This window comes from Anaerovirgula multivorans (assembly GCF_900188145.1).
GTDB lineage: Bacteria > Bacillota > Clostridia > Peptostreptococcales > Natronincolaceae > Anaerovirgula > Anaerovirgula multivorans.
Genome location: NZ_FZOJ01000001.1, coordinates 1 through 12,859, shown reverse-complemented (window position 1 = coordinate 12,859; position 12,859 = coordinate 1). Strand labels below are relative to the sequence as shown.

11 protein-coding genes are annotated in these 12,859 nt (G+C 36.9%); 3 read left to right on the top strand and 8 right to left on the bottom strand.

The genetic code is table 11. The features are described from left to right. Positions 1–202: 202 nt before the first annotated feature. On the top strand, positions 203–2,473 hold the full coding sequence (locus tag CHB72_RS00055; protein ID WP_207652464.1) for an NTTRR-F1 domain: 2,271 nt from the start codon (positions 203–205) through the stop codon (positions 2,471–2,473). Between the two features lie 103 nt (positions 2,474–2,576). Further along, the gene (locus CHB72_RS00050; protein ID WP_089280817.1) at positions 2,577–3,665 is read left to right on the top strand and encodes a glycosyltransferase; all 1,089 of its coding nucleotides are present in this window, start codon (positions 2,577–2,579) and stop codon (positions 3,663–3,665) included. A gap of 237 nt (positions 3,666–3,902) precedes the next feature. Here the strand turns inward: CHB72_RS00050 and CHB72_RS00045 are convergent, their stop codons facing one another. The 7 genes from CHB72_RS00045 to sfsA all read right to left on the bottom strand — a co-directional run bounded on the left by CHB72_RS00045 (position 3,903) and on the right by sfsA (position 11,793). Continuing rightward, positions 3,903–5,576 (bottom strand): peptidoglycan D,D-transpeptidase FtsI family protein, encoded by a 1,674-nt coding sequence (locus CHB72_RS00045; protein WP_089280816.1) that lies wholly within the window; start codon positions 5,574–5,576, stop codon positions 3,903–3,905. Positions 5,577–5,787: 211 nt separating this feature from the next. After that, complete coding sequence (gene udk, locus CHB72_RS00040) at positions 5,788–6,423, bottom strand: uridine kinase (RefSeq protein ID WP_089280815.1); 636 nt, start codon at positions 6,421–6,423, stop codon at positions 5,788–5,790. Further along, on the bottom strand, positions 6,416–7,657 hold the full coding sequence (locus tag CHB72_RS00035; RefSeq protein ID WP_089280814.1) for a peptidase U32 family protein: 1,242 nt from the start codon (positions 7,655–7,657) through the stop codon (positions 6,416–6,418). Before CHB72_RS00035 ends, udk begins: the two co-directional genes overlap by 8 nt. A gap of 2 nt (positions 7,658–7,659) precedes the next feature. After that, positions 7,660–8,313: an O-methyltransferase gene (locus tag CHB72_RS00030; RefSeq protein ID WP_089280813.1), complete on the bottom strand. Its 654-nt coding sequence runs from the start codon at positions 8,311–8,313 to the stop codon at positions 7,660–7,662. 346 nt (positions 8,314–8,659) lie between these two features. Then, positions 8,660–10,324 carry a ribonuclease J gene (locus CHB72_RS00025; RefSeq protein WP_089280812.1) on the bottom strand — a complete coding sequence of 555 codons (1,665 nt, stop codon included), beginning with the start codon at positions 10,322–10,324 and terminating at the stop codon, positions 8,660–8,662. A 236-nt stretch (positions 10,325–10,560) separates the two neighbouring features. Beyond that, positions 10,561–10,995: a Fur family transcriptional regulator gene (locus CHB72_RS00020; protein ID WP_089280811.1), complete on the bottom strand. Its 435-nt coding sequence runs from the start codon at positions 10,993–10,995 to the stop codon at positions 10,561–10,563. A gap of 99 nt (positions 10,996–11,094) precedes the next feature. Then, on the bottom strand, positions 11,095–11,793 hold the full coding sequence (sfsA, locus tag CHB72_RS00015; RefSeq protein WP_176431103.1) for a DNA/RNA nuclease SfsA: 699 nt from the start codon (positions 11,791–11,793) through the stop codon (positions 11,095–11,097). Positions 11,794–11,910: 117 nt separating this feature from the next. On the opposite strand from sfsA, the gene CHB72_RS00010 reads away from it, so the two are divergent. Beyond that, a complete protein-coding gene (locus tag CHB72_RS00010; protein WP_089280810.1) occupies positions 11,911–12,363 on the top strand; it encodes a hypothetical protein in 453 nt (150 codons plus the stop codon). Between the two features lie 17 nt (positions 12,364–12,380). Here CHB72_RS00010 and CHB72_RS00005 read toward each other — a convergent pair whose 3' ends face one another. Next, positions 12,381–12,647, bottom strand: coding sequence for a DUF1292 domain-containing protein (locus CHB72_RS00005; protein WP_089280809.1), 267 nt, complete (start codon positions 12,645–12,647; stop codon positions 12,381–12,383). Positions 12,648–12,859 lie beyond the last annotated feature (212 nt).

Sequence of the window (12,859 nt, the reverse complement as noted above, 5' to 3'; positions counted from 1 at the left end):
AAATTCTCCTTTTCTTTCTTATCTTATCAGTTTCTTTTTACTAAATTTAGATTTATTCATAGAGATGCAAATAATACTTTCTCTGCCTCATACCAAGGAGGTAACAAATCATCAATTCAGACATATAGTGTTTGTAGGAAAAAGTAACTTTCCTATCTTACACGAGAATGAAAAAGACTACGAGAATAAAGGGGTGAAAAAAATGTCTTTTAACGAGCTAATCGTTAATGGCGGTTTTGAGTTCGGTCTTGAACCATGGACTGCATTCAATGTAATGTTAACAGGAGAATTTAGCCATTCCGGTTTTTTTGCTGCACAATTTGCAGGTGGAACCGTTAATGCATTTATTTTTCAATTCGTTCCTGTAAATCCTGGGGAAAGATTCGAGTTTCTTGCGTCTCTAGCTAAAATTGGAATAGCCCCCAGTCCGTTAGTATCAATCTCTATCGGATATTTTGACGCTGATTTTAACTTTCTTGAAAACGGACTTATTGTAAGCATTCCATCAGACCGTCTTCCAAATGTTAATGAAAATAACTGGATAGAAATATATCAAACTACTGAACCAGTACCTCCTGGAGCAACTCAAGCACTTGTATTAATTAATAAACTACCTGGAGCAGGCAGTGCTGATATAGTTGTAGATGATGTATCATTATTAACAATAGAAGCTGATGGAATAGGACCTACTGGAGCCACAGGACCTACTGGAGCAACTGGAGCCACCGGAGCAACAGGTGCTACTGGAGCAACAGGTGCAACAGGCGCTACTGGAGCTACTGGAGCCACAGGTGCTACTGGTGCAACAGGCGCTACTGGAGCAACAGGCGCTACTGGAGCCACAGGCGCAACAGGCGCTACTGGAGCTACTGGAGCCACTGGAGCTACTGGAGCCACTGGAGCAACAGGCGCTACTGGAGCCACAGGCGCTACTGGAGCAACCGGAGCTACTGGCGCAACAGGACCTACTGGCGCAACAGGCGCAACAGGTGCTACTGGAGCCACTGGAGCTACTGGAGCAACAGGTGCTACTGGAGCAACAGGTGCAACAGGTGCAACAGGTGCTACTGGAGCAACAGGCGCTACTGGAGCCACTGGAGCAACTGGAGCCACTGGAGCAACAGGTGCAACAGGTGCAACAGGTGCAACAGGTGCTACTGGAGCAACAGGCGCAACAGGCGCTACTGGAGCTACTGGAGCTACTGGAGCCACAGGTGCAACAGGTGCTACTGGAGCCACTGGAGCTACTGGAGCAACAGGTGCAACAGGTGCAACAGGTGCTACTGGAGCTACTGGAGCCACTGGAGCAACTGGAGCAACAGGCGCTACTGGAGCCACTGGAGCAACAGGTGCAACAGGTGCAACAGGCGCTACTGGAGCCACTGGAGCTACTGGAGCCACTGGAGCCACCGGAGCAACAGGTGCTACTGGAGCAACAGGAGCCACAGGTGCAACAGGTGCAACAGGCGCTACTGGAGCTACTGGTGCTACTGGAGCCACTGGAGCTACTGGCGCTACTGGTGCAACAGGTGCTACTGGAGCCACAGGTGCTACTGGAGCCACTGGAGCAACCGGAGCCACTGGAGCTACTGGAGCTACTGGAGCAACTGGAGCCACTGGAGCAACAGGAGCAACAGGTGCAACAGGCGCTACTGGAGCTACTGGAGCCACTGGTGCAACAGGCGCTACTGGTGCAACAGGCGCTACTGGAGCAACAGGTGCAACAGGTGCTACTGGAGCAACAGGTGCTACTGGAGCAACAGGTGCTACTGGAGCCACAGGCGCTACTGGAGCAACCGGAGCTACTGGCGCAACAGGACCTACTGGCGCAACAGGCGCAACAGGTGCTACTGGAGCCACTGGAGCTACTGGTGCAACAGGCGCTACTGGAGCTACTGGAGCCACTGGTGCAACAGGCGCTACTGGAGCTACTGGAGCCACAGGAGCTACTGGTGCAACCGGAGCCACTGGAGCAACCGGAGCTACTGGAGCTACTGGAGCTACTGGAGCCACTGGAGCAACAGGTGCAACAGGTGCAACAGGTGCAACAGGTGCAACAGGTGCTACTGGAGCAACAGGCGCAACAGGCGCTACTGGAGCCACTGGAGCAACAGGACCTACTGGCGCTACTGGAGCTACTGGAGCCACAGGTGCAACAGGACCTACTGGCGCTACTGGCGCTACTGGAGCTACTGGAGCCACAGGTGCTACTGGAGCAACAGGCGCTACTGGAGCTACTGGAGCAACTGGAGCTACTGGAGCCACTGGAGCCACCGGAGCAACAGGCGCCACTGGAGCCACAGGTGCTACTGGTGCTACTGGTGCAACAGGAGCTACTGGAGCTACTGGAGCCACAGGAGCAACTGGAGCGACTGGTGCAACTGGAGCCACTGGAGCAACAGGTGCAACAGGTGCAACAGGTGCAACAGGTGCAACAGGTGCTACTGGAGCAACAGGACCTACTGGACCATAAGTAGTTTTAAATTAAATCTATACTAACTTGGGATGCCTTCCGTAAGGTAGGCATCCCACATATTATCATCTGTTTTTTCCAAAATATAGAAAGGAATGATGAGATGCCTACTATTAGCTTGTGCATGATTGTAAAGAACGAAGAAGAGACACTTGCCCGTTGTCTAGACACAGTTAAAGATATCGTTGATGAAATTAATATTGTAGATACAGGCTCAACGGATCGGACTGTAGAAATTGCTGAACAATACACAGATCGTATCTTTTATTTTGAGTGGATTGATAATTTTGCGGCTGCTAGAAATGAATCTTTTAAATATGCTACGAAAGATTACATTTTATACTTAGATGCAGACGATGTTATATTAGAAGAAAGCCGTGTGAAACTGAAAGAATTGAAAGCAACCCTTGACACCACAGTAGATTCGGTATCCATGTATTATGATGCTGGTACTGATGCATATGATAATGTTACATTAAGATATCGTCGTAATCGGCTAGTAAAAAGAGCAAAGAATTATAGATGGAAAGGTGATTGTCATCAATATCTAGAAGTTCAAGGAAAAATCATTAATTCAGATATTGCTATTACCCACAGGAAAATTCGTCATGCTGTTGGCCGCACAGTATCAATTTATGAAAAAAAAATTGCACGAGGAGATATCTTCACTCCAAGAGATTACTTTTATTATGGTAATGAACTAAGAGAAAATAGTCGCTATGAAGAGGCCATCGAAAGCTATAATAAGAATATTTCTATTAAGGAAGGTTGGATAGAAGATAAGATATATGCATGCATCTTTAAAGCTGACTGCTATCGATATCTCGGTGACTTGGATAATGAATTATCTTCATTATTTCAATCCTTTCAATTTTTCCCTCCTAGAGCAGAAGCGTGCAGTCGTATCGGCTATAACTTCCAACGCCAGAAGAACTACAAAACCGCTGCCTTTTGGTATGAATTAGCAACACAGCAGGTTCCTAATCCAGAACAATGGAGCTTTATTTATCCTGCTTATTATACCTGGTACCCCCATTTACAATTGTGTGTTTGTTACTATAATTTAGGTGATTATCAGAAATCTTATGAACATAATGAACAAGCCAGAAAATACCGACCAGAAGACAATCGTATACTAAGCAATAAAAATTTACTGGAAGAGAAATTAAATTTTACAAAAAAAGTACAATAAAACTATTGCAGAATAAATAGACCATTGCAACCTTAAATCGTTGCAATGGTCTATTTATTCTGCTCTAAAAACAATACAAAAAACTGGTGAGTATTGGATGGCAATATCGATTATCTTTATATTATTGGCATAGAAGGGCATGTTACTCGCTAGAGTCTTAAGGCTCGTTGAAATAGTTCGCCAACTGCTTTAACTACGAACTACCTGTCACACAAAAAGAGTCTTTAAAAGACTCCTTTAGTATCCTAAATCTATGATGTTTTCTAATATTTCTTTGAAGATAGGCACTGCCACCCCTCCACCAGAACCACCTTCTTGTATGAATATAGTTATTGAATACTTAGGCTCTTTGTTAGGATAATATCCTGTAAACCATGCATGTACCACAGTTTCTCCTCTTTTAGAGGATTGGGCGGAGCCGGTCTTACCCGCAGTAACAGCAGTAAGGTCTCCTGTATTTCTTCCGGTACCTTCCGTCATAACTGATTCCATCAATTGTTGTAGCTTTATAGCCGTCTTTTGTGATAAAACTCTTGATTGTTCTTCTACATCAAAGGTTTCAACTATATTATAATTATCTAGAACATCCTTAAGCAAATGCAATTGATTCTTTATGCCTTTATTCGCAATAATTTGCGTTAATTGATTGATTTGCAGAGGTGTCACTTCTATATTTCCTTGACCTATAGATATATTTCCAATGGCTGGTCCCAATAAATCTTCTCCGCTTGGGAGGTTTCCCGTCTCTTCCTCCTGCAGACCTATTCCTACTTTGTCATTTAATCCAAGTTTTTCTGCCATTTCTATAATGCTGTTAGCTCCAAGTTTTTGGCCTATTTGAATAAATGTAGAATTACAGGACTCTGCAAAAGCCTCTTTAAAAGTGATGTCTCCATTACCTCCATTTTTATGGGAGTTGCATCCTATCTCAACATTACCGATAATTTCTGAACCATTGCAATAGAAAGTGTCATCAAAATCAACAATTCCTCTTTCAATAGCTTCAGCAGCTACTATGATTTTAAAAATTGAACCTGGTGGGAAAGTCATTTGTATTGCTTTATTATATAACTCATCTCCACTGCTTTTGATATGCTGAGCAATTGTATTGGGATTATAATTGGGTCTGCTTACTAGGGCTAAAATATCTCCTGTTTCCACATCCGATATTACTATAGCTCCATCTCTCTTTTGTCTATCCATCACTTCTTCTGCAGTTTTCTGTAAGTAATAATCTATCGTTAATCTTACGTCTTTTTGATTTATTGGGGAGTTCACTACAGAATATCCTTCCCCTGGTAAAAGTCGTTTTCTACCATCTAATGTTGCTGCTAGAATTTCTGTAGGATTTCCCATTAGAATGTGATCTAATGCTTTTTCAATCCCTGCCATCCCTTTTTTATCGACTTGATTAATATAACCTACTACATGGCTTAAAAGAGGATAATCTTCGTATCGTTGTCTTTTACCGATAATAAATAACCCTCTAGTTGTTAAGACTCTTCTATCCTCCCAATTCATTTCTTCTCCTATAGGTATTTCAATAGGATAATTTGAGCTACTAATCCTCTGGATCAGCTCTTCTTGATCTTTATGGGTAATCTCCATTAAATAGTTTAGATTTTCTTCATCTATAATAAATAATTGCGGAAAAATGATGGCTATGTTTACTTCTTTTCGATCCGTCAAAGGTATGTTGTTTCGATCTAGAACTATGCCCCTGCCGCTATTGATAGGTATATTTATTTGTCTTTGTTTATTTACTTCCCTTGTATAGAGATCATGTTGAATAACTTGTATATAGAACAATCTAAAAATTAATAGAAAAATAATGACTGTGGAGGATACACCGATAAACAATAATCTTTTTATGTTAACATTCGTTTTCTTGTCCTTAATATTTTTTCTCATGAAAAAACTCTCCTGTACATGATTGGTTTAGAAAGTTACCTTTTGAATCTTTTATAAGGAATACTTTCTTATAACCAATAGGAAATTATAAACTTTATGTAATTACTAATTAAGTTATAATTGTCGTTATTGGTTTCAAGAAAGTTACCTTTTAAATCTTTTATAAGGAATACTTTCTTATTATCACCAAATATACAGAAGATTAAACTGACTATTTACTTTTGCTTTTTCCATCTATAATTGATTGGATTTTTGCTACCATAATATCTATTGCAACTTGATTAAATCCACCTTCAGGAATAATAATATCAGCATATTTTTTATTGGGTTCAACAAATTGCAAATGAGCAGGTCTAACAGTTGTTAGATATTGTTCGATTACTGAATCTAAGGTTCTACCTCTTTCATTGATATCCCTAACAATTCTTCGTATGATTCTAACATCGGCATCTGTGTCTACGAATATCTTAATGTCTAACATGTTTCTCAATGCAAAATCATCAAAAAGCATAATGCCTTCTAGGATGATGATATCCTTTGGCTCAACAGGTTCTGTTTCTTTTTTTCTTGTATGTCTTTCAAAATCATAAATTGGTTTGAAAATACGTCTGTTTTGTAGTAGCATATTTAGATGTTCTATTAACAGATCTGTATCAAATGCCAAAGGATGATCATAATTTGTTTTAATTCTTTCTTCAAAGGACAGATGAGTTTGATCTTTATAATAGGAATCTTGCTGTATAATTGCAATATTTTTTTCTGACTGGCTTTTAAAAATAGCGCTGGCAACAGTACTCTTACCCGATCCCGTCCCCCCACTAATACCTATAAGAATCGGTCTATCCAATTTCCTCATCCTTCCTTTCTTTTCTAAGAATATAATAAGGCTCTATCTTTTCGTCAATAACAAATTTTACAGTTTGTTTTGGATGGGGTGCTACACTTATTTCATTATCCTCTTCGTCCCACATTTTTTCAATAAACATTCTAATTACTTTTTCGTTAGGACCGATAATTTCAATATCCTCTCCTGAGAAAAAGCGATTTCTTTGTTCTATGGTTGCTATCTTTGTTTCTTCATCATATTCCTTTACAATACCAATAAAGCTATAGCCTCTTACATAGGATTGATCTCCATAGATATGCTCCTTATGATCTGGTTTATCAAGATAAAAGCCTGTAGTAAAGTCTCGATGACTGGCCTTTTTTATCTCTTCTAACCACTCCGGCTGAAAGCTCCAATTGGTTGGATTGTTGTAATAGTGGTCTAGGGCAATACGATAGGCTCTTATAATGGTTGCTACATAATAAGTTGTTTTCATTCTGCCTTCGATTTTTAAACTGTTGATACCTGACCCTATAAGCTCAGGTATGTATTCTATCATGCATAGATCCTTTGAGTTCATAATGTAGGTGCCCTTTTCATCTTCGAAGATAGGCATATATTCTCCCGGCCTTTTTTCTTCTACTAAATAATAGTTCCATCTGCAGGGATGGGCACATTCTCCTCGGTTAGCATCTCTTCCTGCCATGTAGTTACTTAGCAAACATCTACCAGAATAAGAAATACACATAGCGCCATGAACAAATGCCTCTAATTCTACTGTATCAGGAATGTTTCTTTTAATTTCTTTTATTTCACCAAAGGATAGTTCTCTAGCTAGAACAACCCGCTTAGCACCTAGCTTGTGCCAAAAGTTTACAGTACTATAATTTGTATTGTTAGCTTGGGTGCTTATATGAATTTCCATATTCGGTATGGTTTCCTGTACAATGGAAAAAGTTCCTGGGTCTGATACAATCACTGCATCAACACCAATTTTTTCTATTTCCCTTAGATATTGAGGCAAGTCCTCTAAGTCATCATTATGAGGTATAATATTGGCGGTTACAAAAATCTTCACACCATGCTTATGGGCAAAGTCAATCCCCTCTTTCAGATCCTCTAATGAGAAGTTTTTAGCCGCTGCCCTTAACCCAAAGATTTGGCCTCCTACGTAAACAGCATCGGCACCGTAAATTACAGCAATCTTAAGACGTTCTAAGTCTCCTGCAGGAGCTAGTAGTTCTACTTTTTTCATTTTTATTCCTCCAACCTTCTAAAGCTAATTGCCACACCATCACCTATTGGAATGATAGAAGTATCTAGTTGTGAATGATTACAGATATAGGATAAGTAATCTCGCATTCTATTGACAATAGTTTTTTTCCTTCTAATCACTAGTTCATCATTGGCAACCATACCTTTAAAAAGAATATTATCTGATATCAATACTCCTCCGTTTTTTAATAGGTTAATACAATTCATTAGCATATCCTTATAATGCCCCTTTGCTCCATCCAAAAATATTAAATCATATTGTTGATCTAAAAACCTTAGTACTTCTTGAGCATCACCTTCAATAATTTGAATGTTTTTACTTAGATTGACTCTATCAATATTTTTAATTGCCTCCTGTACTCTCTCATTGTCTCGCTCAATTGTGGTAACATGTCCACCTTTTCCTGCTGCTTGGCAGAGGAGAATAGTAGAGTAGCCTATAGCTGTCCCAACTTCTAATATTTTTTTTGCATTACTAGCCTTCGCAATGACTTTTAGTAATGCAGCAACTTCTTTATGTACTATAGGGATATGATTTTTAATTGCATCCTCTTCTATCTCCTTCAGTATACCCTGTTCTTCTGGTAATAAATCTCTTATATATTCTTCTACATATACTTCTGTAATATTACTCACTGATTACAACTCCTTCTTCACAAATTAATACGTGGTGCTTCCACGTATTAATAAATAGGTGTAATATTATTTTAAACGAATTAATCTATTTATATGTCTAAAGCTACTATAATAAATTTTTTGCAGTTATTTACCATTTCTTTTAAATAATTATATTATGAAGAATAAAAATTTACAAGATAACTCTAATAGTTGCCTTATGAAAAGTGTTATCTTGGCTTTCAAAATCATTCATATCTACTTATAAAATATATCCTATATTCCATATAAATATAATTTCCTTCTTTATAAAATTTTTTCAAAAAGAATCTCCCCATATCCTATAAGAAAATGGGGAGAAATCCTACTAAACTTCCATAATTACTGGTAAAATCATAGGTCTACGTTTTGTTTTTTGGTATAAGTAATCCTTCAAAACATCTCTTATAGTGCTTTTAAGTACAGACCATTCTTTTGTGTTTTGTTGTTCACATATTTCCAATGCATTTTTAACGATTTGTTTTGCTTCATCTATCAAATCTTCTGATTCTCTTACATAAACAAATCCTCTTGAAATAATATCTGGTCCAGCAATAATTTTGCTACTTTCTTTTGAAATGGTGACAACAACTACCATCAGTCCATCTTCAGCTAAATGCTTACGATCTCTTAATACAATATTACCAACATCTCCAACACCTAACCCATCTACTAATACAGGTCCTGATGGTACGTTTCCGGCAAGCTTTGCATAATCCTTAGTAATCTCTACTACATTGCCGTTTTGTATTGTGAAAATATTTTGGCTATCCATGCCTAAGCTTTCTGCTAATTTAGCATGTTGTTTTAAATGTCTAAATTCACCGTGAACTGGTATAAAGTACTTTGGATTTGCTAAACGGTGCATTAGCTTCAATTCTTCTTGACAAGCATGACCTGATACGTGGATGTCCGCTAAGCTTTCATAGATTACATCTGCACCCTTTTCAAATAGTTGATTGATTACACGGCTTACTAGTTTTTCATTTCCTGGAATAGGTGTTGCTGAGATAATAACTGTATCACCAGCACGAATATCCAGCTTGCGATGCTCTGATGTCGCCATTCTTGATAACCCTGCCATCGCTTCCCCTTGGCTTCCAGTAGTTATAATTACAATTTCATGGTCATCATACTGATCAATGTTATTTACATCTATAAGCAAACCTTCAGGCATAACTAGTGTCCCTAGTTCCTGTGCTACTGATACAACATTTACCATACTTCTTCCGGATACAACTACTTTTCTATTATATTTAGCGGCAGCGTTCATTACTTGTTGTACACGATGCACATTTGATGCAAATGTAGCTACGATAATCCTACTTTTGGTGTTATTGAAAATGCTTTCAAATGTAGCGCCTACCTTACTTTCCGACATAGTACTCCCAGGTCGTTCAACGTTTGTACTATCTGCCATCATCAATAAAATTCCTTTTTTGCCTAGCTCTGCTATTCTTTGCAAATCTATCATCTGTCCATCAATCGGAGTATAATCTATTTTAAAATCTCCTGTGTGAAGGATGACTCCCAATGATGTACTGATTGCTAAAGCACATGCATCTGGTATACTGTGACTACTTTTAATAAACTCTACTTCATAGGATCCAATTTGAATTGTTGTGCCGGCATCTACTCTTTGTAGGTGGACCTCTGTAAGTTTATGCTCCTTTAATTTTGTTTCTACTAATCCTAAGGTTAGTCGTGTTCCATATACAGGTACGTCAATTTTTTTCAATACATAGGGTAATGCGCCAATGTGATCTTCATGTCCATGGGTCAATACAATACCCTTAATTTTATCTTTGTTTTTTATAAGATAGGTGATATCAGGAATAACAATATCTATTCCTAACATTTCATCCTCTGGAAAACTCAAACCACAATCAATGATGAGCATTTCATCTTTATATTCAATGACTGTCATGTTTTTTCCAATTTCTTTTAGTCCGCCTAAGGGAACTATTCTAATTTTACTTGGTTTTCTTCCCAAAATATCACTCCTTCTTTCTGTTCCAATAATTTTCTGTGTTTTTTTTGTAATCATTACCCGTACACGCAACACACTCATATATAGTAGCACAACAATTATATATGTGAATACACATTCTATACTATTGATATGGAACAATAAATAATAGATATATGTATTTTGTCCTAAAGCAATCACTTTTAAAAGTTTTATTTAAAATATTACACATAGATAAAGTCTTGCATTAATCTGCAAGACTACCTACATTTAGAACATATGCCGAAAAATTTCACTTTGTGATCATTTATATGAAAATCATGGTTTTTTTCGATTTCTTCCTCTAAATGTTCTAGTAAGTCAATTTCTACCTCAGTAATACTGCCACAGCTTTGGCAAATTAAATGATGATGTTGATGGTCATCCTCATGGGTGTTAAATTCATATCTACTGCAACCGTCATCTAAGTTGATTCTAGAAATTACTTGCATTTCCTCTAGTAATTGTAATGTCCTATAAACAGTGGCTAAGCCAATCTCTGGGCATTTTTCTTTTACTAGTCCGTATATTTCTTCTGTATTTAAGTGTTTTCCTTGATTGTCCATTATAGTATCAAGTGTAGCTCTTCTTTGAGGGGTTAGTTTATATCCCTTTTCCTTAAGTCTATCTTTTAATGTCTCCATCAAGTTTTCCATATCGTCACCTTCACTTCTCAAATAATAACGCTTTTCAAATAATAGTATAGTATATCTAACTTTTTTTGTCAATCTTTTCTAACTATATTAAGAGAAATATCAAATACTCACTTTAATTTCCTCATTTATTTCTATGTAATCTGTAGTAACATTGCAGTTATAAGCATAAAATTCTACTCCAGACTTTTTCGCTAATACTACTGCATCTGCAAAGGCTTCGTCCATTTCTCTATTGGGTGTGAATTTTGTTGCATCAATTCTTTGAATAATAAAAAAAACTGCTGCTCTAAACCCCTGTTTTTTTGCTTCTATTAGTTCAAGGACATGCTTTCTGCCTCTTTCAGTAGGAGCATCAGGAAAGGAAGCAAGATTATTTTCTTTTACTAAAGTAACACACTTAGCTTCTATTAATCCAGAGTTTCTTTCGTTTCCAACATAAAAATCAAATTTACTTTTTCCAAAAGTTACTTCTCGTCTTATCTTATTGTATTTTTTAAAATAAGGTATAGCTTGATTATTGAAAGCTTCTTGCAGCAAATAATTAGGAAGCTTAGAATCAATTGAAATTAATATATCATCTTTGTACACCATCAATAGATCATATTCAGTTTTTCTATGAGCTTTATTTACTTTTCTAACAACCACTTTTGCTCCTGCGATTAATAGTTCCTTCATTCTTCCAGTATTGGCCACATGTACAATTTTTATTCTATCATTTACTAATACTTCTGCAATAAATCGATTGATGCGACGCTGGAAAATACCTATGATTTTATCTCCTTCAATATATATTTTCATAATTTTCACCTTCTTTAGTTATACTAAATCTATGTAATATTATTGATTTAATTTAATTTTATATTATGTAACTCTATACTCACTTTATGTGAATACTATATTTGAGGGGTAATGATTATGAAAACAAATTACAATCTTTTTTTAAACTTAGTACATGGATTATTTTTAGGCTTAGTTCTTGGTGTCACAATTTCTTTACTAACCCTTGAATTCTTGCCAGAAATTCAAAATTATATTCATCCATCCTATATTTATCCTATTCTTTCAGTTATAGGTGCTACTATTGGTTATATCAAAGGCATTAATAATTATAGCAGGTTATTGTTTTTCATTTTCTCAACCTTGGGAACCCTTTTGCTTCCTATAGTAGCCATTACATTACTATATTTCTTATTAGGCTTTGATCGATTGTTGGCATTACCACCTATAGTTTTTAAAACAGGTATCGGCCTAAGAGGAATAGATACCCGTCTAAGTAGTTATTTACTTACCTCTCTTGCTTCAATGAGTTTTGTTGGTGCTTTAATTTCTAGTTTTACTATTAATAAAAATAATAGATGGACTTTTTAAGAAGCCCATCTATTTTTCTATTCCATTCCTTCTTCATCTAAAATTGCTTCGTATGCTGCTACTACATTTTCATACTCTTCATCATCTTCAATTGCTACTAAGGTATATTCATCATTTTCATCATGAATTACTTTGAAAATATATGCATCCTCTTCTTCACCAGCATCAACCGGTAATAGGATAGCATATTCTTTACCTTCTACATCTAGAGTCATTATAATTTCAAAATCTTGTTCTTGTCCCTCTTCATCTACTAATGTTACAATATTTTCATTTTCTTGCATAGTAACATACCTCCTTTTAAAAATTTAAATTGCACATTTGTATTATATACTAAAGTTTGGAAAAAAACACCTTTTATTTATTTGTGCGATCAAGATAGCCCTGTAAAATATGTATCGCGGGAGTTTGACAGTTGTAAATTTCAAAACCCATTCAAAAGCTTGAAAAGGCTTATTTTTTTTATGTTTTTTCATTTTTATATAGCGCACTTTGT

Bases quoted from the DNA above. Each gene is read 5' to 3' on its own strand.
- CHB72_RS00055 (WP_207652464.1), top strand. From the start codon at position 203: ATGTCTTTTAACGAGCTAATCGTTAATGGCGGTTTTGAGTTCGGTCTT.
- CHB72_RS00050 (WP_089280817.1), top strand. From the start codon at position 2,577: ATGCCTACTATTAGCTTGTGCATGATTGTAAAGAACGAAGAAGAGACA.
- CHB72_RS00045 (WP_089280816.1), bottom strand. From the start codon at position 5,576: ATGAGAAAAAATATTAAGGACAAGAAAACGAATGTTAACATAAAAAGA.
- CHB72_RS00035 (WP_089280814.1), bottom strand. From the start codon at position 7,657: ATGAAAAAAGTAGAACTACTAGCTCCTGCAGGAGACTTAGAACGTCTT.
- CHB72_RS00020 (WP_089280811.1), bottom strand. From the start codon at position 10,995: ATGGAAAACTTGATGGAGACATTAAAAGATAGACTTAAGGAAAAGGGA.
- sfsA (WP_176431103.1), bottom strand. From the start codon at position 11,793: ATGAAAATATATATTGAAGGAGATAAAATCATAGGTATTTTCCAGCGT.
- CHB72_RS00010 (WP_089280810.1), top strand. From the start codon at position 11,911: ATGAAAACAAATTACAATCTTTTTTTAAACTTAGTACATGGATTATTT.
- CHB72_RS00005 (WP_089280809.1), bottom strand. From the start codon at position 12,647: ATGCAAGAAAATGAAAATATTGTAACATTAGTAGATGAAGAGGGACAA.